The organism is Thermaurantimonas sp. (assembly GCF_046299575.1).
Taxonomy (GTDB): domain Bacteria; phylum Bacteroidota; class Bacteroidia; order Flavobacteriales; family Schleiferiaceae; genus Thermaurantimonas.
Map to the genome: position 1 here is coordinate 39,266 of NZ_JBKBHX010000008.1, position 23,302 is coordinate 62,567.

25 protein-coding genes are annotated in these 23,302 nt (G+C 43.1%); 20 read left to right on the forward strand and 5 right to left on the reverse strand.

Features of this window, described 5'->3' with window-relative positions:
* The first annotated feature begins 9 nt into the window (after window positions 1–9).
* From rpsH to miaA, 19 genes are all read left to right on the forward strand, one after another.
* On the forward strand, window positions 10–411 hold the full coding sequence (gene rpsH / locus ACK4EX_RS10460; protein ID WP_124398501.1) for a 30S ribosomal protein S8: 402 nt from the start codon (window positions 10–12) through the stop codon (window positions 409–411).
* 13 nt (window positions 412–424) lie between these two features.
* Complete coding sequence (gene rplF, locus ACK4EX_RS10465) at window positions 425–985, forward strand: 50S ribosomal protein L6 (protein WP_409772543.1); 561 nt, start codon at window positions 425–427, stop codon at window positions 983–985.
* A 3-nt stretch (window positions 986–988) separates the two neighbouring features.
* Window positions 989–1,351: a 50S ribosomal protein L18 gene (gene rplR / locus ACK4EX_RS10470; protein WP_409772546.1), complete on the forward strand. Its 363-nt coding sequence runs from the start codon at window positions 989–991 to the stop codon at window positions 1,349–1,351.
* Window positions 1,352–1,354: 3 nt separating this feature from the next.
* Entirely contained in the window at window positions 1,355–1,876 is a 522-nt protein-coding gene (rpsE, locus tag ACK4EX_RS10475; RefSeq protein WP_124398504.1) for a 30S ribosomal protein S5, read from the forward strand.
* 11 nt (window positions 1,877–1,887) lie between these two features.
* Complete coding sequence (gene rpmD, locus ACK4EX_RS10480) at window positions 1,888–2,067, forward strand: 50S ribosomal protein L30 (RefSeq protein WP_409772549.1); 180 nt, start codon at window positions 1,888–1,890, stop codon at window positions 2,065–2,067.
* 3 nt (window positions 2,068–2,070) lie between these two features.
* Entirely contained in the window at window positions 2,071–2,520 is a 450-nt protein-coding gene (gene rplO / locus ACK4EX_RS10485) for a 50S ribosomal protein L15 (protein WP_409772550.1), read from the forward strand.
* A gap of 10 nt (window positions 2,521–2,530) precedes the next feature.
* The gene (gene secY / locus ACK4EX_RS10490; protein ID WP_409772552.1) at window positions 2,531–3,877 is read left to right on the forward strand and encodes a preprotein translocase subunit SecY; all 1,347 of its coding nucleotides are present in this window, start codon (window positions 2,531–2,533) and stop codon (window positions 3,875–3,877) included.
* Between the two features lie 10 nt (window positions 3,878–3,887).
* Entirely contained in the window at window positions 3,888–4,103 is a 216-nt protein-coding gene (infA, locus tag ACK4EX_RS10495) for a translation initiation factor IF-1 (RefSeq protein ID WP_124398508.1), read from the forward strand.
* 6 nt (window positions 4,104–4,109) lie between these two features.
* The gene (gene ykgO, locus ACK4EX_RS10500; protein WP_037360644.1) at window positions 4,110–4,226 is read left to right on the forward strand and encodes a type B 50S ribosomal protein L36; all 117 of its coding nucleotides are present in this window, start codon (window positions 4,110–4,112) and stop codon (window positions 4,224–4,226) included.
* Window positions 4,227–4,237: 11 nt separating this feature from the next.
* On the forward strand, window positions 4,238–4,615 hold the full coding sequence (rpsM, locus tag ACK4EX_RS10505; RefSeq protein WP_409772555.1) for a 30S ribosomal protein S13: 378 nt from the start codon (window positions 4,238–4,240) through the stop codon (window positions 4,613–4,615).
* Between the two features lie 13 nt (window positions 4,616–4,628).
* Window positions 4,629–5,018 carry a 30S ribosomal protein S11 gene (gene rpsK / locus ACK4EX_RS10510; RefSeq protein ID WP_409772557.1) on the forward strand — a complete coding sequence of 130 codons (390 nt, stop codon included), beginning with the start codon at window positions 4,629–4,631 and terminating at the stop codon, window positions 5,016–5,018.
* 21 nt (window positions 5,019–5,039) lie between these two features.
* Complete coding sequence (gene rpsD / locus ACK4EX_RS10515; RefSeq protein WP_409772559.1) at window positions 5,040–5,636, forward strand: 30S ribosomal protein S4; 597 nt, start codon at window positions 5,040–5,042, stop codon at window positions 5,634–5,636.
* A 21-nt stretch (window positions 5,637–5,657) separates the two neighbouring features.
* A complete protein-coding gene (locus tag ACK4EX_RS10520) occupies window positions 5,658–6,650 on the forward strand; it encodes a DNA-directed RNA polymerase subunit alpha (protein ID WP_409772562.1) in 993 nt (330 codons plus the stop codon).
* A 3-nt stretch (window positions 6,651–6,653) separates the two neighbouring features.
* Window positions 6,654–7,187, forward strand: a complete 534-nt coding sequence (gene rplQ, locus ACK4EX_RS10525; protein ID WP_409772563.1) for a 50S ribosomal protein L17 — start codon at window positions 6,654–6,656, stop codon at window positions 7,185–7,187.
* A 199-nt stretch (window positions 7,188–7,386) separates the two neighbouring features.
* Complete coding sequence (gene carA, locus ACK4EX_RS10530) at window positions 7,387–8,496, forward strand: glutamine-hydrolyzing carbamoyl-phosphate synthase small subunit (RefSeq protein ID WP_409772565.1); 1,110 nt, start codon at window positions 7,387–7,389, stop codon at window positions 8,494–8,496.
* The gene (gene eno, locus ACK4EX_RS10535; protein WP_409772568.1) at window positions 8,493–9,776 is read left to right on the forward strand and encodes a phosphopyruvate hydratase; all 1,284 of its coding nucleotides are present in this window, start codon (window positions 8,493–8,495) and stop codon (window positions 9,774–9,776) included. The genes carA and eno overlap by 4 nt, the downstream gene beginning before the upstream one ends.
* Before the next feature lie 24 nt (window positions 9,777–9,800).
* Entirely contained in the window at window positions 9,801–11,111 is a 1,311-nt protein-coding gene (locus tag ACK4EX_RS10540; protein WP_409772570.1) for a citrate (Si)-synthase, eukaryotic, read from the forward strand.
* A gap of 131 nt (window positions 11,112–11,242) precedes the next feature.
* A complete protein-coding gene (locus ACK4EX_RS10545) occupies window positions 11,243–12,130 on the forward strand; it encodes a universal stress protein (protein ID WP_409772571.1) in 888 nt (295 codons plus the stop codon).
* Window positions 12,131–12,152: 22 nt separating this feature from the next.
* Complete coding sequence (miaA, locus tag ACK4EX_RS10550; protein WP_409772573.1) at window positions 12,153–13,052, forward strand: tRNA (adenosine(37)-N6)-dimethylallyltransferase MiaA; 900 nt, start codon at window positions 12,153–12,155, stop codon at window positions 13,050–13,052.
* A gap of 33 nt (window positions 13,053–13,085) precedes the next feature.
* Here miaA and ACK4EX_RS10555 read toward each other — a convergent pair whose 3' ends face one another.
* The 5 genes from ACK4EX_RS10555 to guaB are packed head-to-tail and all read right to left on the reverse strand — an operon-like array spanning window position 13,086 to window position 19,829.
* Window positions 13,086–14,048, reverse strand: a complete 963-nt coding sequence (locus tag ACK4EX_RS10555; protein ID WP_409772575.1) for an AAA family ATPase — start codon at window positions 14,046–14,048, stop codon at window positions 13,086–13,088.
* Window positions 14,041–15,387 carry a peptidylprolyl isomerase gene (locus ACK4EX_RS10560; protein ID WP_409772578.1) on the reverse strand — a complete coding sequence of 449 codons (1,347 nt, stop codon included), beginning with the start codon at window positions 15,385–15,387 and terminating at the stop codon, window positions 14,041–14,043. Before ACK4EX_RS10560 ends, ACK4EX_RS10555 begins: the two co-directional genes overlap by 8 nt.
* 53 nt (window positions 15,388–15,440) lie before the next feature.
* Entirely contained in the window at window positions 15,441–16,304 is an 864-nt protein-coding gene (locus ACK4EX_RS10565; protein WP_409772580.1) for a hypothetical protein, read from the reverse strand.
* Window positions 16,305–16,348: 44 nt separating this feature from the next.
* Entirely contained in the window at window positions 16,349–18,319 is a 1,971-nt protein-coding gene (locus ACK4EX_RS10570; protein WP_409772582.1) for a peptidylprolyl isomerase, read from the reverse strand.
* 43 nt (window positions 18,320–18,362) lie between these two features.
* On the reverse strand, window positions 18,363–19,829 hold the full coding sequence (gene guaB, locus ACK4EX_RS10575) for an IMP dehydrogenase (protein WP_409772585.1): 1,467 nt from the start codon (window positions 19,827–19,829) through the stop codon (window positions 18,363–18,365).
* A 273-nt stretch (window positions 19,830–20,102) separates the two neighbouring features.
* On the opposite strand from guaB, the gene ACK4EX_RS10580 reads away from it, so the two are divergent.
* The gene (locus ACK4EX_RS10580; RefSeq protein ID WP_409772588.1) at window positions 20,103–22,868 is read left to right on the forward strand and encodes a T9SS type A sorting domain-containing protein; all 2,766 of its coding nucleotides are present in this window, start codon (window positions 20,103–20,105) and stop codon (window positions 22,866–22,868) included.
* Window positions 22,869–23,302 lie beyond the last annotated feature (434 nt).

A 23,302-nucleotide genomic window follows, 5' to 3' on the forward strand; every position in this document is an offset into this window, starting at 1 on the left:
AATTTAAATATGTACAGCGATCCGATTGCTGATTTTCTTACCAGAATACGTAATGCTGTGACAGCAGGACACAAGGTGGTAGAAGCGCCATCTTCAAAGATGAAGCTTGAAATAGCCAGAATCTTAAAAGAAAACGGATTTATTCACAGCTACAAAACAATTAAGCCGGAGAAGGGTCCAGAGATTTTAAAAATAGCTCTGAAATACGATCCCGTAAATCGTATACCAGCTATAAGAAGCATTAAGCGAGTAAGTACGCCAGGTCTTCGTATCTATAAAGGTGTACATGAGCTTCCTCGTGTACTCAACTCATTGGGCATCGCAATTATATCAACCAATAAGGGAGTAATGACCGACAAGCAAGCCAGAAAAGAAAATACTGGTGGAGAGGTAATTTGTTATGTATATTAATCGCTTTTAAGTCATGTCAAGAATAGGTAAACTTCCCATCGCTATACCAGCCGGCACCGAAGTGACTATCGGTCAAGACGAGGTAACCGTAAAGGGCAAGTTGGGAACTCTTACAACGAAATACAACCCTGTAATCGAAATAAAAAAAGAGGGTAATACCATCACTCTGACTCGCTCATCTGATGAAAAAACAGTGAGAGCTCTTCATGGACTCTATAGAGCCTTGATAGCCAATATGGTAACAGGAGTTACTCAAGGCTTTGAAAAGCAACTGGAGCTTGTGGGAGTTGGATACAGGGCCAACGCTACAGGTCAACTACTTGACCTTTCTCTTGGCTACTCGCATAATATTGTAATCGAGCTACCAAAAGAAATTAAAGTAGAAACCATTAACGAGAAGGGGAAAAACCCCATCATTAAGTTGCAATCACATGACAAGCAACTGCTTGGAATGGTATGCGCAAAAATTCGCTCCTTCCGTCGCCCTGAACCGTATAAGGGCAAAGGTATCCGCTTTGTAGGCGAAATAGTGAGAAGAAAAGCTGGTAAAACTGCAAGTAAAGGTAAAAAATAAACCATGGCTCTTAGTAAAATTGAACGCAAAGCGAGGATTCGCAAAAGAATACGCAAGGTTGTTTCTGGTACTGCTGAGCGTCCGCGCCTGTCGGTGTTTAGAAGCAACAACGAAATATATGCACAGCTCATTAATGATGATACAGGCACTACACTTGTAGCTGCATCTACTATGCAAAAAGATATCAGAGAAAAAATCGCAGGCATGACTAAAGTAGAGGCAGCTCGCGAGGTGGGTAAAGCACTGGCTGCCAAGGCAATTGAAAAAGGCATCGAAGTTTGTGCTTTTGACCGCGGTGGTAACCTCTACCACGGAAGAGTTAAAGCTTTGGCAGAAGGTGCACGTGAAGGTGGTTTAAAATTTTAAACGATGAAGCAAAAAAACTATATACAGAGAGTAAAGCCCAGCGGGCTTGAATTAGTTGATCGCCTTGTAGCAGTAAACCGCGTTACCAAAGTAACCAAAGGAGGTCGTCACTTCCGCTTCTCAGCCATAGTAGTGGTGGGCAATGAAAACGGTATTGCCGGCTATGGCCTGGGTAAAAGCAACGACGTATCTGAAGCTATCGCAAAAGGCGTTGAAGATGCCAAAAAGAACCTCGTTAAAATCCCAATTGTAAACCACACAGTGCCACACGAGCAAGAGGCTAAATACGGCGGTTCAAGAGTTTTCTTGCGTCCTGCTAGCCATGGTACCGGTGTGATAGCAGGTGGTGCTATGCGCGCAGTGCTCGAATCGTTTGGTATACACGATGTACTCGCTAAATCTAAGGGCAGCTCAAACCCTCACAATGTGGTAAAAGCCACTTTCCGAGCATTGACCTCAATGCGCGATGCATATCAGGTAGCTAAAGATCGCGGAATTACCCTCGATCAGTTGTTTAACAAATAATTTCTTTCACCGTGGAAAGGGTTAGAGTAACCAAAGTAAAAAGTACTATCAAGGCTTCAAAAAACCAAAAGCTTAACATGAAAGCCTTGGGTCTTAATAAAATTAATTCCAGCAACGAATTTGACCTTACCCCACAAATTGCTGGTATAATAGAACGTGTTAAACACCTTGTTAAAGTAGAAAAAATTTAAAGAATGAAACTTGAGAATCTAAGACCTGTTGAAGGATCGACACATCGCGAAAAGCGCATTGGTCGTGGTGAAGGTTCAGGACACGGTGGCACTTCTACTCGTGGTCACAAGGGTGATAAACAACATTCAGGCTTCAGGATAAAAAGAGGTTTTGAAGGTGGTCAGATGCCCTTGCAGAGAAGAATTCCCAAATATGGTTTCAAAAACATAAACAGAGTAGAATACCGTGCAATAAACCTCGATGTGCTTCAAACTTTGATCGACAATAACAAAGTAACTGACCGAATTGCTCCAGAAGATTTGGTTAAAAACGGCTATGCCAGCAAAAACGATTTGATCAAAATCCTTGGCAGAGGTGAAATAAAGGCTAAAGTCGAGGTAATAGCCCACAAATTTTCTAATTCTGCAATAGAGGCTATTCAAAATGCCGGAGGCACAGTAGTGACCATTTAAACCGTATTGAATGAAAAAATTTATTGAAGTACTGAAAAATATCTGGAATATTGAAGAGCTAAGGTCAAAAATTCTTCTGACCTTAGGTCTTCTCTTCGTATACAGATTGGGTTCTAACGTGGTATTGCCAGGTATAGATCCCGATAGCCTCTCAGCACTTCAGCAGCAGACTGGCGACAATAATTTGCTAGGTATCCTTAACGCTTTTACCGGGGGTGCTTTTGCTAATGCCAGTATCATGGCACTTGGAATTATGCCATATATCTCCGCTAGTATTGTAATACAGTTGTTGGGCATCGCTGTTCCAAGTATTCAAAAGCTCGACAAAGAAGGTGAAAGTGGAAGAAGAAAGAAAAACAACTATACCCGAATTCTTACCATCTTCATAACCCTTGCTCAGGCACCGGGCTATCTCGCTAACCTTATTGCACAGCAGGTGCAGATAACAATTAGTCCTTCAACATTCTGGTTCCTTGGTATTCTAGTATTGGTTACCGGTACAATATTCGCCATGTGGCTTGGGGAGCGTATTACAGATAAGGGCATTGGTAACGGGATCTCGCTTCTCATTATGATAGGTATAATCGCTACCTTACCTCAGGCGTTCCTTCAGGAGCTAATAACCAAAATTGAAAACCAAACCGGAGGTATTCCCATCTTCTTGATTGAGATAGCAGCTCTGTTTGTAGTCATACTCCTCTCCGTCGCTCTTATTTCTGCTACACGTAAAATTCCGGTACAATACGCAAAACGTGTGGCAGGTGGCCGCATGGCTGATACACAGCTATCGCGCAGCTACATCCCACTCAAGGTCAATGCTGCCGGAGTGATGCCGATCATTTTTGCTCAAGCTATCATGTTCATACCAATTACAATTCTTACCTACGCAGGCGCTACGGATAATCTCGGATGGATTGTCTCTCTTTTCGGCAACATCAGCGGCTTTTGGTACAATTTCCTGTTTGCCGTTTTAATTATCCTGTTCACATACTTCTACACTGCTATACAGATCAACACCAACCAAATGGCTGATGACTTGAAGCGCAACGGGGGATTTATTCCAGGCATTAAACCTGGAAAGCCAACTGCCGAATACATCGACCTTATTTTGTCGCGAATTACGCTCCCAGGCGCCATCTTTTTGGCAATCATTGCAATACTTCCAGCCTTTGCAATGCAAGCTGGAGTAACTACACAGTTTGCCTACTTCTACGGTGGCACATCGCTTTTGATCATGGTGGGCGTGGTAATAGACACACTTCAACAAATTGAAAGCTATCTGCTAGCAAGGCATTACGATGGCCTGATCCAGAGCGGTAGGATTAGAGGTAGATCATCCATTTCAGTTGAACAATAAAAACTACTAAATGGCAAAGCAAGCTCTAATCGAACAAGACGGAACCATTATCGAAGCGCTTTCGAATGCCATCTTCAGAGTAGAACTCGAAAATGGCCACGTGGTGACCGCACATATATCCGGTAAAATGCGAATGAACTACATCCGCCTTTTGCCAGGTGACAAGGTGAAAATGGAAATTTCACCCTACGATTTAACCAAAGCAAGAATCATTTATAGATATTAATTCATCATGAAAGTAAGAGCATCTCTCAAAAAAAGAAGTCCTGAATGCAAAATCGTGCGCAGAAAGGGCAGACTTTATGTCATCAACAAAAAGAATCCAAAATACAAACAAAGACAAGGGTAAAACTTTGAACTATGGCCAGAATTGCAGGTATTGATTTACCAAAAAACAAAAGAGGAGAAATAGGCCTGACCTATATCTTCGGTATCGGCAGAAGCCGTGCTCGTACTATACTCAATATGGCTGGCGTCGATTATGATACCAAAGTACAAAACTGGACCGATGAACAAATCCAGGCAATCCGCAAGGTGATCTCTGAAAACTTTAAGGTGGAAGGTGAGCTGAGATCTGAAATTCAGCTCAACATCAAACGTCTAATGGATATTGGCTGCTACAGAGGTATCAGACACCGCAATGGTCTGCCTGTACGCGGTCAAAGAACAAAGACAAATGCTCGTACACGTAAAGGTAAGAGAAAGACCGTAGCTAATAAGAAGAAAGCCACTAAATAATCATTGAATACCTATGGCTAAAAATACCAAAACAGTAAAAAAGCGCATTGTAAAAGTAGAGGCCGCCGGTGAGGCACACATCAATGCTACCTTTAACAACATCATTATTTCACTCACAAATTTAAATGGTCAGGTAATCAGCTGGTCATCAGCTGGTAAAATGGGCTTCAGAGGTTCAAAAAAAAATACTCCCTACGCAGCACAGATGGCCGCTGAAGATGCAGCTAAGAGTGCCTTAGAAGCCGGATTGAAAAAAGTGAAAGTATTTGTAAAAGGTCCTGGAGCCGGTAGAGAATCAGCAATCCGAACCATTCACAATACAGGTATAGAAGTAACTGAAATAGTGGACGTAACACCAATTCCTCATAACGGTTGCCGTCCGCCCAAGAAAAGAAGAGTGTAATAACAATTTTTAATCATCCAAATGGCACGATACAGAGGTCCGTTATCAAAGATAGCCAGAAGATTTGGAGAGCCAATCTTCGGCCCGGATAAAGCCCTGGAGCGCAAAAATTATCCTCCGGGCATGCATGGATTTACCCGCAAGAGAGGTAAAAAATCAGAATACGCCGTACAGCTTGCTGAGAAGCAAAAGGCGAAGTACACCTACGGAATTCTTGAAAAGCAATTCAGAAATCTCTTTGAAAAGGCAAACAGAGCTAAGGGTATCACTGGTGAAATTTTGCTTCAGCTATGCGAAATGAGGCTCGACAACGTGGTGTACCGCCTCGGCATTGCACCTACTCGCAGAGCTGCCCGTCAGTTGGTTAGCCATCGCCATATTGAGGTGAACGGCGAAGTAATAAACATTCCGTCATATCACTTGAAACCTGGAGATGTAGTGTCTGTTAGAGAGAAATCAAAATCTCTCGAAGCAATTAATCTTACTAAAGGCACAAAAATGGATTGGCTCGAATGGAACAGCGCTACAGCTTCAGGCCGAGTGCTAAACGCTCCACAGCGCGAGCAAATCCCGGAAAACATCAAGGAACAGCTTATCGTCGAGTTGTACTCTAAATAATTAATTCAAACACCTGATTCTATGGCTATTTTAAATTTTCAAAAGCCTGATAAAGTTATTTTAATTCATAGCAACGACTTTGAGGGTCAGTTTGAATTTAGACCTCTGGAACCCGGCTATGGTCTTACAGTGGGCAATGCCCTTCGCAGGGTTCTGCTGTCTTCACTCGACGGATATGCCATTTCTTCTATACGAATCGATGGTGTAGAGCATGAGTTTTCTACTATAAAAGGCGTAGTAGAAGATGTAACGGAAATGGTTTTAAACTTCAAACAAGTTCGTTTAAAAAATCAAATTCCTACCCAGGAAAGCGAACTTGTTAAAGCCACTTTTAGTGGAATGAACCGCATCACTGCCGGTGATTTGGGTAAGTTCATTTCTGCATTCAAAGTGCTAAATCCAGAGCTTGTAATTTGCAATCTCGACCCATCCGTTACACTCAACATCGAATTTACCATCGACAAGGGCAGAGGGTATGTGCCGGCTGAAGAAAACAAAAAAAGCACTGCTCCACTGGGTACCATCTTTCTCGATACCATCTATACACCCATTAAAAATGTTAAGTATAGCATCGAGAACTATCGTGTAGAGCAGAAAACTGACTACGAAAAGCTGATCATTGAAATCGTAACAGATGGTAGCATCACCCCTCAGGATGCCCTGACCGAAGCAGCAAAAATCTTGATAGAGCATTTCATGCTCTTTTCTGACAAGCTGGTAAACGTAGAACCAGTGAAAGTAGAAGAGCCCGATACCTTCGACGAAGAGATCATCCGCATGCGCAACTTGCTAAAAACAAAACTCACCGATCTCGATCTTTCAGTAAGAGCTCTTAACTGCTTGAAAGCTGCAGAAGTCGAAACCCTCGGAGATCTGGTTTCATACACCAAGCAAGATTTGATGAAATTCAGAAATTTTGGAAAGAAGTCACTCACCGAATTGGAGGAACTCATCGAGTCTAAAGGTCTCTATTTCGGAATGGACTTATCAAAATACAAATTAGACAAGGAATAAAAAATGAGACACGGACGTAAAGTAAACCACCTTGGCAGAAAAGCCGGTCACCGCAATAACATGCTCTCCAATATGGCGAGCTCACTCTTGCTGCACAAGAGAATCACAACTACACTGGCCAAGGCGCGTGAATTGAGAAAATTCGTTGAACCTTTGATCACTCGTTCAAAGGAAGACAATACGCACAATCGCCGTATAGCATTCTCTTACCTTAAAAATAAATATGCCGTCACTGAGCTCTTCAGAGAAATATCTGTAAAAGTGGCTGATAGACCCGGAGGCTATACCCGAATCATCAAATTAGGTAATCGACTCGGTGACAATGCTGAAATGGCCTTGATCGAGCTGGTAGATTACAACACTCTTTACACCAACGAAAAATCTGCTAAGAAAACCCGCAGAAGCCGCAGAGGTGGCAAATCAAAATCAGCACAACCCACTGCCGAATCAGCCCCACAAACTGAGCCTAACACTAATCAAACGCAAACTGAAAACGCAGCCGAGTCAACTGAAGCTAATGAAGCTGATAAGGCATAAATTAACGCAAAGATTCTACAGTGAAAAGGGTAAAGCTTTTGGCTTTACCCTTTTTTTTTGCCTACTAAATGCGCTGGTATCGAAAAGCAAATTCATTTTTTGTCAAAAAACATTTAATAATGTTTTTGCCAGCTAACAGTTTTTTAAGAATCTCACTTATACAAATAATCCAGGTATAAATTTGTCCAACTACAAGAAAATGATTTCATCCATAAAACCTACAGCCGCAGTTGTACTCGAAGACGGCACTGTGTTTTTTGGTCGCTCTATCGGCATCGAAGGTGAAACTTCAGGTGAACTGTGTTTTAATACCGGGATGACCGGTTATCAAGAAATCTTTACAGATCCCTCATACTACGGTCAGCTCATGGTCATGGCCTCAGTTCATATAGGAAATTATGGGGTGAGGGAAGACGAAAGTGAGTCGAATAGCTTGAAGATCAGCGGACTAATTTGCCGAAATTTCACTAATCGCGGTTCACGTCCGGCGATGGATCAAGAACTAAAGGAGTTTTTTAAAAAGCACAAGACTATTGCCATAGCAGGCGTCGACACACGCGCATTGGTACAGCATATTCGCGACTTTGGCGCTCAAAATGCCGTGGTTTCCACCGACATTTCAAATCTCGATGACTTAAAAAAGAAGGCTAAGGCAGTGCCTACGATGGCCGGCTTGGAACTGTCATCTAAGGTGACCTGTTCGGAGCCATATTATTATGGCAACCCAGCGGCAACCTACAAAGTGGCTGCCTTAGATATGGGAATTAAGCAAAACATTCTCAGATGCCTGGCAGAAAGAGATGTGTATGTGAAAGTCTTTCCACTCAATACCTCGTTTGAAGAGTTTACTTCTTGGCCGTGTGATGGATACTTCTTCTCCAATGGTCCTGGTGACCCGGCTGCCATGCCCACGACTGCTGAATTAGTAAAAAGAATCATTGACTTAGGCAAGCCCGTCTTTGGCATTTGCTTAGGACATCAAATCATCGGATTATCACAAGGCCTTGAGACTTTTAAAATGCATCATGGGCATCGAGGCATCAACCATCCAGTGATGAAGAACTCAACAGGTAAGGGTGAAATTACTTCACAAAACCATGGATTTGCTGTAAAAAGTCAGTCTCTGCCCAACGATGGCTCAATACTTTTGACACATAATCACCTAAACGATCACACTGTGGCGGGCATCAAATTGAAAGACAAACCAGTTTTTTCAGTGCAGTATCATCCAGAATCAGCACCTGGTCCACACGACAGCCGCTATTTGTTCGATGAATTTGTTAATCTATTAAAACAATACAAATCATGAGTATCATCACCGCAATCAATGGGCGTCAAATACTCGACTCCAGAGGTAATCCAACCGTAGAGGCCGAAGTTTGGCTAGAGACGGGTGAAATGGGAAGAGCAGCTGTACCCTCTGGTGCATCCACCGGAATTCATGAAGCTGTAGAACTCCGCGATGGGGATAAAAAATACTACCTGGGCAAGGGAGTTACAAAAGCTGTAGAGAATATTGAAAAAATCGCAGAGGCTTTAGTTGGGATGGATGTACTTGATCAGACAGCCCTTGACCATGCCATGATCGACCTCGATGGTACGGAAAATAAAAGCAATCTAGGAGCTAACGCTATTTTGGCCGTTTCACTGGCTGCTGCCAGGGCAGCAGCCGAATTTACAGGATTGCCTTTGCATCAATACATCGGGGGAGTATCAGCTCGCACCTTACCTGTACCGATGATGAACATACTGAATGGAGGAGCGCATGCAGATAATTCTATTGATTTCCAAGAGTTTATGATTATGCCCGTAGGGGCTCCTACATTTTCTGAAGGTTTGAGAATGGGTGTAGAAGTATTTCATCACCTCAAGTCTGTTTTAAAGAAGAAAGGATACTCCACTAATGTGGGAGATGAAGGGGGCTTTGCTCCAAACATACAAAGCAACGAAGAAGCGATCGAAACAGTACTGCAAGCCATTGAAGCAGCTGGATATCGCCCCGGAGAGGACATATTTATTGCAATGGACGCTGCAGCCTCAGAGCTCTATGACGAGTCCTCAGGAATGTATGTATTCAAAAAATCGTCGAAGCAGAAAAAGACTGCTGCTGAAATGGTAGAATATTGGAAGACGTGGATTCAGAAATATCCAATTATATCTCTTGAAGATGCTTTGGCTGAAGACGATTGGGATGGATGGAAGCTACTCACCCAAGAACTTGGTCACAAAGTTCAGCTGGTAGGCGACGACCTTTTCGTAACCAACGTCAAAAGATTGTCTACAGGCATCGAACAAAACATTGCCAATTCCATTTTAATTAAAGTTAATCAAATAGGAACCCTTACAGAAACAATCGCAGCTGTCGAAATGGCACACAGAGCCGGATATACAAGCGTGATCAGTCACCGAAGTGGCGAAACCGAAGACTCTACGATTGCTGATCTCGCAGTTGCACTAAATTCCGGACAAATAAAAACGGGTTCAGCATCAAGAAGCGATCGCATCGCCAAATACAATCAACTTCTTCGCATTGAAGAATATCTGGGCGATACAGCATATTATCCCGGTAAAAAGGCTTTTAAATTTTAATAACCCCCATAATTCACTGACCAAATGATTACTGATAAACTCAAAGAGCACTTTCGAAGCAAAATCGAGCCATACAACAAGAAGGTAAAAGATTTTGTGGCTCAATATGGAGATCAAAAATTGGGTGAATACACCATAGCTCAGGTGTACCAGGGCATGAGAGGTATTACCGGATTGATATACGAAACTTCAAAGCTCGATCCAGAAGAGGGAATTCGATTTAGAGGGTACAGCATCCCCGAAATTCAAGAAAAACTGCCAAAGTATCCGGGCGGTAAGCAGCCATTGCCTGAAGGGCTTTTCTACCTACTATTAATGGACGAGCTACCTGACGATGACGCAGTGCGCCGAATGAGCAACAACTGGGTTCGCCGTGCGCAGGTACCTCCTCATGTTTTTAAGGTGATTGACTCCTTGCCTCAGCATGCGCACCCAATGACGCAGTTTATTGCTGGTATTACAGCTCTACGCACAGAATCGGAGTTTCAAAAAGCCTATCGCCAAGGCATCAGCAAAAAAGACTACTGGGATCCAGTGTATGAGGATGCAATGAATCTCATCGCTCGTCTGCCACGCGTAGCTGCATACATCTATCGCCGTACTTATCGCAATGGCGACCATATCGAACCAGACCCGCGACTCGACTATTCAGCCAACTTTGCACACATGCTTGGTTTTGACAATCCTGAATTCTACGAGCTGATGCGCTTGTATCTCACGATTCATGCCGATCATGAGGGCGGTAATGTATCAGCACACGCCATTCGCCTGGTGGGTTCAGCTCTGAGCGATCCTTATCTTGCCTTTGCTGCAGGTATGGCTGGTTTAGCTGGTCCATTACATGGTTTGGCAAATCAGGAAGTAATCCGCTGGGTGCTGGATATGAAGAAGGAATTAGGAGGTGGTCTGCCCTCAAAAGAGGAAATCGCCGAATACGTGAAGAAGACCCTCACCGAAGGCAAAGTGGTTCCGGGCTTTGGCCATGCAGTGTTGCGTAAAACCGATCCACGCTACATGGCTCAGCGCGAGTTTGCTCTTGAGTATATGCCTCACGACCCAATGTTTTTGCTGATTTCTCGCATTTACGAGGTAGTGCCTGAAATCCTGGAGGCTACTGGCAAGGTAAAAAATCCCTGGCCAAATGTAGATGCTCATTCAGGTCAGTTGCTCATGTATTATGGACTGGTAGAGTACGATTTTTATACAGTACTCTTCGGTGTATCAAGAGCACTCGGTACTATGGCAAGCCTGATTTGGGACAGAGCTCTAGGCCTTCCCATTGAGCGCCCCGGCTCTACCACTACAGATATTCTCATGCAGAAGTTCGCTAAGTAATCTCTCTAAAAGTCAACAAATCCCACAGGGCACTGTGGGATTTTTTTTGTCTAAAATGTTTGATTTTTAGAACAATTATACGGTTTACATACGAATTGCCTAACTTGCAGCCAAATGAATTTCAAAAAACCATGAATACGTCGTCTCACCAAAGCAAAATACTTGTTCCCATAGGTTTTTCAGAGCAGAGCTTGTTAGCCCTACAGCAGGCCATCATCTTTGGCAAGGCAATGAATGCTAAGCTTTACTTGCTCAGCGTGATTGAAGAGTCAAGTCTTTTAAGCCGATTGCTGGGCGATGGCAGCGAATCAGATGAAAAAGTACGCGCTACTGTAGAAGAAAAACTCCAGCAGCTCGCTATCGAAACACGCAATAATTCAGGTCTCGAAGTAGAGTACTTGATTGCCAAAGGCACTGTATATGAAGAAATAGCCAAAACCACCGAACTGATCGATGCCGATTTGGTAGTGATGGGCACCAATGGGCGACCCTCAAATTTTAAAAAGAAGTTTATCGGTTCGAATGCCTATCGCACCGTTACAGCTGTAAAACCTCCGGTATTAGTCGTAAAAGGTGTAAACAACCCAGAAACCGTAAAAAAAATCATCTTTCCCGTCTATACCGACATCAAGTCAAGAGAGAAAACACCTACGGTCATACACTATGCCCGCTTATTTGATGCCACTGTTGTACTAATCGGATTTTTTGTAAACGACGAAGAAAAAGCTCGTCTGCTTGCTATTCTCAAACAACTCGATCATGTATTTACCGATGCAGGTATCAGGCACGAAATTCACTTTAAAGCCGTGGATTCTGAAAGCAAAAAAATCGATGAGCTTTTTGAATTTACATATAAAAACGGTGGTGATGTTCTCGCCATTACTGAAGAGGGAGAAGAACCTGATATTGCCACCGTATTGCTCGGAACTGAAGTTCAAAAAGTTCTTTATTATTCCGAAATTCCGGTATTAGCCATTACGCCCCGGAGAGATATTTATGGTGGCATAATAGGATCCTAATTGCTGTAACCTTTTTTCAGATTTGAAACATCTGATCGTAGTCGGTGGGCCAACTGCATCAGGCAAAACAAAATTTGCCTTACAGTTGGCCCTCTTATTTAAAACAGAGATAATCTCTTACGATTCCAGACAGTTTTACAAAGAAATTCCCATAGCCACTGCTCAGCCTACCGAGGAAGAGTTAGCTCTAGTACATCATCATTTTATTGGTTTTAGAAGTATTCATCAGCCACTTAATGCTTCAGATTTTGCAGACCTGGCTGAAGAAAGGCTTTACAAAATTTTTCAAAAGTCAGATTATTGCATAGCTGTAGGTGGCAGTGGATTATATGCTAAAGCTTGGCTTGAAGGTTTTGACGATGTACCAAATGTGCCCCTTGCGGTAAGAAATCACGTCAACAGCATTTACCAAATGGGCGGAATTGTAGCCCTACAATCTCTGCTAAAAGAAGTTGATCCCGTGTATTACGAAAAGGTTGATTTATCAAACCCACGGAGGCTTACAAGGGCTTTAGAGGTGTTTCATCATACTGGCAAGCCTTATTCGTCTTATTTAAACAAAAAAATTAAGACTCAGAAAAACTATAAAATTACCTATTTGGGATTGAATCCGGAAAGAGCAGATCTACATAAGGCCATCGAATGGCGAGTGGGTGAAATGGTTAAAAATGGCTTATTTGAAGAAGTTGAACCCTTGTATCTCTGCAAAGATTTGCAAGCACTTCAAACAGTAGGCTGCCGTGAAATTTTTGATATGCTCGACGGCAAATACACCCGCGATCAATGCATTGAGCAAATCATCATACATACCAGGCAATATGCCCGAAGACAAATTACCTGGTACAACAGGGTGAAGGAAATACATTGGTTTTCAAAAATCCCCCAAGAAAATGAGGTACTTGAGGTACTAGACTTAAGGTAGAAGTGATTCTCAGCGCTCTTTCTGAGTACATGGTTAGTAAAGTTTTTTAATGATATCGTCGGTGCTAAGACCTTCAGCTTCGGCTTGGTAGTTACGCACTATGCGATGGCGAAGTACTGGTAAGGCCATTTTCTGCACATCTTCTACATCGGGAGTGAATTTTCCATGAATGAAAGCGTATGCCTTAGCTGCCATTACAAGATATTGTGATGCTCGTGGACCAGCGCCCCAGTTTAGAAATTTATGGGTAATCTCAGGAGCCTTGCTATCGCCGGGTCGCGTTCTGCGCACTAAGTCGATGGCATATTCGTAAATTACATCCGTTACGGGCAATTGACGGATCACACCTGAGGCTTTCCAGATATTGTCTTCTGTAAAAACCACGTTAATCTCAGGCGACACATCTGACGTTGTTCGTTTTACGATTTCGATTTCTTCCTTTCTGCTCGGGTAGTCGAGCACGATGTTAAACATAAAGCGGTCTAATTGCGCTTCTGGCAGGGGATAGGTTCCTTCTTGTTCGATGGGATTTTGAGTGGCTAAGACAAAAAATGGCAAAGGCAATTTGTATCGATGACCCGCTGCGGTTACTGCCTTTTCTTGCATGGCTTCGAGTAGGGCAGCTTGTGTTTTTGGGGGAGTGCGATTAATCTCGTCGGCCAAAATCACATTGGCAAATACAGGCCCGGGAATGAATTTAAACTTTCTGTTTTCATCCAGTATTTCGGCACCTATAATGTCAGAGGGCATTAGGTCGGGGGTAAATTGAATTCGGTTAAATTGAAGGCCAAGGCTTTTTGCTAGCGTATTGATGAGCAGTGTTTTTGCCAAACCTGGTACACCTACCAGAAGAGAGTGGCCCTGACACATAATGCTAATGAGCAGCTGTTCGACCACCTCATCCTGACCAATAATTACTTTTGAAATTTCTTTCTTAAGATCTTTAAATTTTTCGATTAGAGCTTTAGCCTCTTGTATTTCCCTCGGTTCACTCATTCTGGGCCAGGTTTTTTATCCAACTATTCGTGAAGGTGCAATTGTAATAATTGTGATTTAGCCTAACGTAAGTGCTTTGAAGTTTTTTCTCAATCCAATTTCTGAGAACTTTGTTTTGCTTGTCCATCAGCGCAAGCTGCTTAATCTTGTTGTAGTCGTCTTGTAGGTTGATTTTATGTGCTTCAGTGCGCTTGTTTAGGCGAATGATGCGGAATCCCTCTTTGCCATCGGGCTTGCGGAAAAATACAGGTTCAGAAATCTGGCCGGGTTTTAAATTCTGAATCACGGTGAATACATCGCGTTCGATATTGCCTATCTCCCATGCAGGGTCGAGGGTATATGGATTAACTACCAAACCGCGGTTGTAGCGTGTGTTTTCATCCATACTAAAACGCTCGGCAGCAGTTTCAAAGTTGATAACACCTTCTACAATTAGAGTTCGTATAGAATCTAACTTACGACTGGTTTCTTCAAGGTCTTCATCGTCGATTTTTGGTTTAATCAATATGTGGCGCAAGTCGAGCTCCTCACCTCTACGTGCCAGAAGTTGAACTATGTGAAAGCCATACTCTGTTTCAAAAGGATCGGAGATTTCGCCTTTGCGCAGGTTAAAGGCTACGGCTTCAAATTCTTTGACAAATTGACCTCTTTTTATTCCTCTGTATTCACCACCGTTCTTTGCTGATCCGGGATCTTCAGAATACAATACAGCCATAGAAGCGAAAGATGAGCCGCGTTCGATTCGCTCTTTTAGTCGCTTGAGCTTATCGATGGCTTCTTGTTTGGCTTCTTTTCGAATTTTGGGATACAGCACGATTTGCGAATATTCTACTTCTGCATTCACTATTGGCAGGCTGTCAGAAGGTATGGAGTTGAAATATTCCAGAATTTCAGAAGGAGTTACTTCAATTTTTTCCGTGATTTTTCGTTGCATTTTTTCGGCAGTCATTTGGTCTTTGATCATTTCACTCATCTCTTCCTTGATCTCGATGATTGACTTTTTGTAAAACTCTTCGAGTTTTTGCACCGAGCCAATTTGTTGTATAATCATTTGAATACGACGTTCGATATTGGCATCTACTTCCTCATCGGTCACTACCACAGAGTCAATTTCTGCTTGATGAATGAGCAATTTCTCAAGTAAAAGGTCTTCAAACACTTTACACATGTCCTTCAAAGTATTTTCCATTTGCCCTTGGCGAACGAGATTTTCATGGTTAGCCTCGATTTCACTTTTCAGTATAATTCTGCTTCCTACTACCGCTGCTACTCCGTCTACTACTTTTTTACTTTCCTGTGCATAAAGTATGTATGCGGTTGTTAACAAGTGTACAATCACAAAAAGTAAATTTTGACGACAAAATATTTTACCAGGTAAGGTCATTTCTCTTCTTATTGTTTCGACTTTTCTTTAACGTAAATTTCAATGTATTTCTGATCTAAAGCTTGTTTTAAAAGGTTCTCTTCAAGTTGGCGAAGAAGTTCTAATTTTCTGGTATTCAGAATGGTATTTCTGATCGATTCTGATACATATTCGAGCGGTGCGGGAGAATCTTTCGAACGTACTTGTTTAATATTGATCAGATATAGGAATTTCTCGTCTTCAAACGTTAGCTGTTTTGGAGCTGATACTGTCAGTAGGGCTTCAGAGGCAAAAGGAATAATTTTCATAATTTCTGAAAAATTATACCAATTGGTGTCACCCCTTGAGTACACTCTCGCATATTTTAATGCGGCTTCTTCCAGCGAAGCGATTTCTTTCTTCGATTTTGCTTGAAAAAAGTTTCTTTTTACGTCTAAAATTTTGGGCGTTGATAGTGGAAAAATAGCGTAGTCACATACTACAATATTATCACGGAGTTGGTAATTGTTTTTGTTGTTCTGATAATATTCTGATATTTCTGCAGCTGATACGTTTGTATCGAGATTTTGATTGATATAAGCCTGTTCATAGGCGTATATTATTAGATCTCTTCTGTAATCTTCGATCTGTTTTTCAAATTTTTTGATTTCATCACCGAGGTTTAATAAAGCCTTGTCGATAAGCACTTTATTTCTTAACCAATTTTGCGCCATTCGCTGTATGATTTCCAGGCTGTCGTTTTCATTCTCAGCGTTGGCAAGTGATTCTGAAATATCGCTCAAAAATAAATACTGATCTTTGTATCGAGCTATTGTCTTTTGATTGTTTGATGTGTCGCCTTTCTCTTCTGGTTTTTTAAAATAGGAACAGGCTGTGATACAAAAAATTATCACAGCCTGTATTGTTTTAAAAACTATTTGATGTCTTTTTTTAAGCATTAAAGTTCTTTGACAATAGAATCAAAAACCTCTTGATTGAGAGTAACGGTGTATTTCTTTCTCAGAGATTCAAGCCAAACTTTTTCTAAATAATTTTGATAGTCCGTTATAACTATTCCTCGTGTTTCTTCAAATGTTTTAGGACCGGCTGGCAAATATTCCTGAATAATCACAAAAACTGAACGATCATCTTCTTTATTAACTAATTTGTTTAATCCTTTTTTGCCCCAGACACTATCAATAATATGGTTTGTACCTCTTTCAAAAATTCCTTTTTCGAAGCTTATTTCAAGTGGATTTATTTTATTAAAGCGGGCTGCAAGAGTATCTATTGGAACATTGCGTTTTAGCTCTTTTTCTACCTGTCTGGCTATGGCATCAGTTGTTACTTTCACAATAGTAGCGCGCATGCGCTCTTTCCACTGATATTTTGATTGATTGTTTCTAAAGAATTCATTTAAGCCGATACTGTCTTTGATAGCCTTTCCCCAAACTTCCTTCTCCATGATTTCAAACAGCAAAATTCCATCGCGATATTCATTTACGAGATATCTAAACTCTGGATATTTTTCTTCTAAACGGCTGTCTTCGTAGGAGAAGATGTAGGTTTCAACAAATCGATGAAAGTTTTTCCAAACTTCTCTTTCCAAAGTTTCACTTTTTGCGTCCTGCGCCTGATTTAAAAGCATGAAATCAATGAGATCAGATTGTTTAAACGTTTTACCTGCAAAAGTGAAAATTGGCTTTTTCATTTTGCGGTCGTAATTCTCAGGATTCCATTCGTTTTTCAGATAGGCAGGTTTGAGAAATTTGGCAATGGCATTTATGTTTTTAGGATAGTCCTGATAATTGTTTTCTCTTTTAAGACGCTCGAGTACAGCCTCGCGGCTTAAGTTTCCTCTTCCATCGCGCTGAATTTTTACCTCCAATTCTTTTCTTGCATCTTCAAATGAGGGGATTGGATACTTTTTAATCAACTGAACGATGTGAAAGCCGTATTGAGTGCGAAAGGGCTCAGTGTAGGTAGATGGGACGCTGAGGCTGAAAGCTTTGTCCTCAAACTCTTTAACCATCACATTAATGCCGAACGGAGGGAGTTTACCACCGTTTCTTCCCGATGCTTTGTCGTCGGAATATTGACGTGCAAGAGCTTCGAAGGATTCAAAATTTTTTATTCGCTCAAAAATTTCATATATTTTTTTTTCAGCTTCTGCAATCTGAGATGAGTCAGCATTCTGAGGTACACTTATCATGATGTGTGCAACTTCTACTTGGCCACGGGCAGGGCGCTCTTCGTATTTTTTGACCAGGTGGTAGCCAAATTGTGTGCGGATGGGCAAGGAAATTTGGCCAATAGGTGTATTGTATGCGGCTGTTTCGAAAGGATATACCATGTTGAATACGGTGAAAAACCCTAAATCGCCTCCCTGACGGGCACTGTAGGTGTCTTTAGAGTATTTCTGTGCAGCTTCTTCAAAGGTTATTTTACCAGCCAGAATGTCTTGACGCAGTTTCATGATTTCATTATACACCTTCAATGTGTCAGAAGGTCCGGCATTTTGAGGGAGTTCGAGCATGATGTGGCCGGCGCGTATGTCTTTTTGCATGCGCTGATAGGCCTCTTGTACAAGAGCTTCGTTTACTGTGTTATCTACAAAGTAAGGCTTTGCCAGAGACGCTCTGTAGGTGTTAAACTCGTTTCGGTAGTTTTCTGAAGTGTCAAGGCCTTGAGTGCGAGCTTCTTTTACTTTGAGTTTAAAATCAATGTACATCCTGAGGTATTCCTCCGGACTTTTTGGATCGAGTTGCTGACCTATGTCTCTGTTTTTGCGATAGATGGCTAAAAATTCATCGGCATAAACCTGCTCATTGTCTATGGTAAAGAGTATTTTAGAAGAGTTTTTTTGTGAGAGTGCGGAAAAAGTGATACTTACAAACAAGAGTACTGTTGTAAGGAGTTTTTTTGTCATCTTTTTGCTTTTAAGTTTTGGCAAATATAGAACGATGGCTTTCTTATCGGCTGTAGTTGGGAGCTTCGCGGGTAATGATCACGTTGTGCGGATGACTCTCAGTGACACCGGCCTGTGTAATGCGCACGAAGCGTGCCGTCTTCTTTAGAGTATCTATGTCTTTAGCGCCACAGTAGCCCATACCTGCTCGTAAGCCGCCGATAAATTGATACACCACTTCAGAGACTTCCCCCTTGTAGGGTACTTGACCGACGATGCCTTCAGGCACCAATTTTTTCACATCGTCTTCTACATCCTGAAAGTAGCGGTCCTTAGAGCCTGATTGCATGGCTTCGATAGATCCCATGCCCCGGTAGGTTTTGTATTTTCTGCCTTCGTAAATGATGGTTTCTCCAGGGGCTTCTTTTGTACCGGCCAACATGGAGCCGAGCATTACGGAATCAGCGCCTGCGGCCAAGGCTTTAACTATGTCGCCTGTGTAGCGGATGCCGCCGTCGGCTATTACGGGCACATCGGTATCGGCAATGCTTTCTGCCACGTACATCACAGCGCTGAGCTGTGGAAATCCAACACCTGCCACAACGCGTGTGGTACAAATCGAACCGGGACCTATGCCTACTTTAACTGCATCAGCACCAGCATTTACCAGATAGCGAGCAGCCTCAGGGGTAGCAATATTTCCGACGACCGCATCCAGTTCCGGGTATTTTGACTTAACTTTTTTCAATGCCTCTACTACCCCCTTCGAATGTCCATGAGCTGTATCGATCACGATCGCGTCAACAAATGAGGCAACAAGAGCATCAACGCGCTCAAGTATGTCGGGCGTTACTCCCACAGCTGCAGCTACACGAAGGCGCCCGAGTTTATCCTTGCAAGAGTTGGGTTTTACTTTTAATTTATTCACATCTCGGTAAGTGATGAGTCCTACCAATACCCCTTCTTTATTTACTATGGGGAGCTTTTCAATTTTATGGTTTTGTAAGATAGATTCTGCTTCTTGTAGGCTTGTATTCTCGCCTGCAGTTACTAGCCTTTCGCGGGTCATCACCTCGCCCACCATTTTCGAGTCGTCGTTTTCAAAGCGAAGGTCCCTGTTGGTTAAGATACCAATCAAGTGCTTGTTTTCATCTACGATGGGTATGCCGCCAATTTTGTATTCGCTCATGATCTTTTTAGCCTCAAGAACAGTAGCATCAGGGCGTAGTGTAACCGGATCCACGATCATACCGCTCTCAGCCCGTTTTACTTTGCGCACTTCAATGGCTTGCTGCTCTATAGTCATGTTTTTATGCAGCACCCCGATACCTCCTTCCTGAGCTATTGCTATGGCCATAGACGATTCGGTCACAGTGTCCATAGCAGCACTTATGATCGGTATTTTCAGCTCTATGTTTCGTGTGAATCGCGTGGTAATATCAACTTCTCTAGGAAGTATTTCTGAATAGGCTGGTACGAGGAGAACGTCGTCATAAGTATAGCCCTCGTACAAAATTTTACCTAAGTCCATATGCTGCAACTAATAAAGTTGCGCACAAATGTACTGTTTTTAAGGAGTTCGTTTGGCTAATGCCTTTGATTAACTTTGCTTTAATTCGCTTATATCTATTTGTAACTCACTCAGTATTCAAATGATTGATTCAAAAATTGAAATTAATCCTTTGATTATCAGGTTTAAAATTTCTTAATAAAAAACTAAGATTCACGATCTTCTTTTATTTTATTGTTAAGAAAGCCGAATGACATCCGATTTTTAAAGTACTTTGTAGCAAATTTTCAATGTATGAAAAAAATTCTACTTGCGTTTTTTTCGCTCGTAACTTTTGGTGTAGTTGCTCAGCAACCAACGCCATTTAACCTTAGCACAGGTGCTTTCACCTTCAACCAATGGTCGGCCGCAGCTCCGGCAGGTACCTTCCCAAACAATATGATGTTTTACTTCAGCAATGACCCCACATCAGCTACTTACGACAGCACTGCTCCTGGAACTGGTGTGTGGAACTGTGCCTACAACCTGACAGCTCGCAACCGCATCAACGGTGGTGGCGACAGTGGAATCTTCTTCATAGCTACCGGCTCAGCCCTGTGGGACAATTGTGTAAGTGGTAATGCGGCAAGCACTCGCTTTGTGGGTAGCGCAGTGGCAGCTCTCAATGCCCTTGGCCGTGAAAACATCACAGTTACGTTCAAAGCTCAAACAGCCACACCGGGCGACGGCAATGGAAATGCCAGCAATCCGCGCGTATTTAGATTGAGATTACAGTATCGCCTGGATACTACTTCCAATTTCATCAATGTACCAGGTAATGCCTTCTATACCACTTCAACTGTAGCAGGCGACTCTGCCATCATCACGGCTACCTTGCCTGCGGCTTGCAACAATCAACCTCTCGTACAGGTGCGCTGGGTGTACTACCAATCAGCCGCCGGGGCAGGTGGTTCTCGGCCGCGTGTAAGGTTAGACGACATCACAATTACCAGCACTCCACAGGCAGGTCCTGGATTGCCAATTTATCCCATCTCTGCGCTCAAAGGTGTGAATGCCAATGGGGTAGCCGATTCGCTCAACGTATCATGCCGCATCGAAGGCCTTGTATCTGGCGGTAATCTCAGAACTCCCGCACAGGGCGGGGTTGAATTCTGGTTCATTAGCCCCAATAACGACGCAGGTTTGCTCGTTCGCCAGACCAACTACAATTCATATACCGTCACAGAAGGCGATTTCCTCAGAATCACCGGTACTGTAGGGCAATTCAACGGCTTAATACAATTTTCAGTTGACACCATCATCGTTTTGTCACAAAATAATCCACTTCCTAATCCAGCTGTAGTAACCAAACCAACTGAAGCTACAGAAGGCCGCCTGATTCGCATCGATAGCCTTCGCCTCGTAACGGGCACTACCTGGAACTCCTCAGGCTCCTTTAATGCCAGCGTGTACAATACCGTAAACGATACATTCATCCTTCGCATCAACGGAAACACTACTGCCTCAGGTACACCTCAGCCTACAGGCTTCTTCAACGTGATCGGCCACGGCAATCAGTTTGACAATACTTCACCCTTTACATCAGGTTATCAGATTCAGCCTCGCAGAGCTTCTGACATTACTACAGCTACACCTCCGCCTCCTCCTCCCACAGTTATTCCTACTTACAACATTGCTCAACTGCGCAGCGTAAATGCTCAGGGCGTACTCGACTCGTTGAATGTGTACTGCCGAATTGAAGGAATAGTTTCCGGTGGAAACCTCCTGAACCCCACCCAGCAAGGTGCACAGTTCTGGCTGGTCAATGACAACAACACTGCCGGCTGTATGGTGCGAAGAGTAGGTCCTGCACTCGGTTCTTTCGTGCCAGTCGAAGGTCAGCGCCTGCGCCTTGTTGGCAAGGTTACTCAGTTCAGAGGCCTATTCCAGTTTGAACCCGATTCTCTTACCATCCTCTCAACTGGAAATCAATTACCTGCACCTGCTATCGTTACACAAATAGGTGAAAATGAAGAGGGAAGAATTATTGAGCTTAAAAACTTGACATTAGTCGATCCTGCTCAATGGCAAACACCAAGTACCACTGGCCTCAACGTGCTGGTAACCAACGGTACTGATACCTTCCTCCTCCGCATTAATCAATGGACTACCCTCAACAACGAACCGGCCCCTGTAGGTACCTTCCATTTGAGGGGTCATGGTAGCCAGTTTACTGCTTCAGCCAATCCACCGTTTGTAGGCGGCTATCAAATACAGCCCCGTTACAAGGAAGACCTCATTCCTGCTGTCAATATCCCGCTGCCTAAGCTCACCATCAGCGAGGTGATGTTCAACTCCATCAGTACAAACTCAGATCTGAACGCTGATTGGTTCGAAATCAGAAACTACGGCAGTACTCCAGTGTCGCTCAACGGTTTCTCTTGGGACGACGACAAGCAGCGCGTAGGTGTTAATGTGTTCCCCAACGGTATAACCATAGCACCTAACGAAGCCATCGTAGTATGGGGAGGCTTGCAAGCAAACAGAAACGCCTTCGCTCAAATGTGGAAAATGCCAGCCAATGCTGTGCAAATCCTCTGCCGCGATCAATTTACAGGCACTGGCGGCTTCCCGGGTCTAGGCACAGCTGCTGATATGGTAGTGCTCTATGACAGCCTCGGCCGCGAAGTAAAAAAAGTAAGCTGGTCCAACGGTACACCAGGTTTCACTTTCAATTTTGACACTGCCGGCGTTAATTTGGGTCTATCAGTCAATGGCGTAAACGGTGCCTACACTTCACTCGACGGCGATGTGGGCAGCCCTGGCAACTATCCGGTATCCATTAAAGAGCTCACCCTCGAAATCGGCCGTATTTATCCCAACCCCGCCTCATCGCTTCTAAACATTGAATTTACTCAGCCCGCTCAGGTAGAGGTAATCAACCTGCAAGGTCAGAAGGTTGCCAATTTATCTGTAAGTGAAAGAGCTACTCTAAATGTTCAAAGCTGGCCTGCTGGTGTTTATGTGTTCAGAATAACCACAGCATCAGGTACCTACACCACACGTATTATGAAGAAGTAACTTTCAATAAGCCAATTCAAAAGCCGTCTCCTACAAGAGGCGGCTTTTTTATTTATTACTTCTTCGGCGCGCCCCTTACTTACCTCGCTTCGCAAAATCGTTTGAATTTACCCAGACAGGATGCTAATAGCCATCTTCGTCAGGGTCAGGTTTATCCAGATAAATCAGCTCTTGCTGATTTCGTCTGTGACTCTCCGCTCATATTCACCTTGTGGCCGGGGGGAAAACATTCGGCTGCCTCGTCTGCCCTGCTGGCCTTTGCAGATAAGGCAGCGATAGCTTGCTGGGCCATCCAGCCTCGCTCAATGTAACGCAGTACTCCACCAGCTGTGGCTCATATCCGATTCGATTTTTTATGCAGCTAAAGCCTTAGGAAGCGTGTGATATTTTCGAATCCAATTGTTTTTTCTACATCATTTACCAGACTGCACACC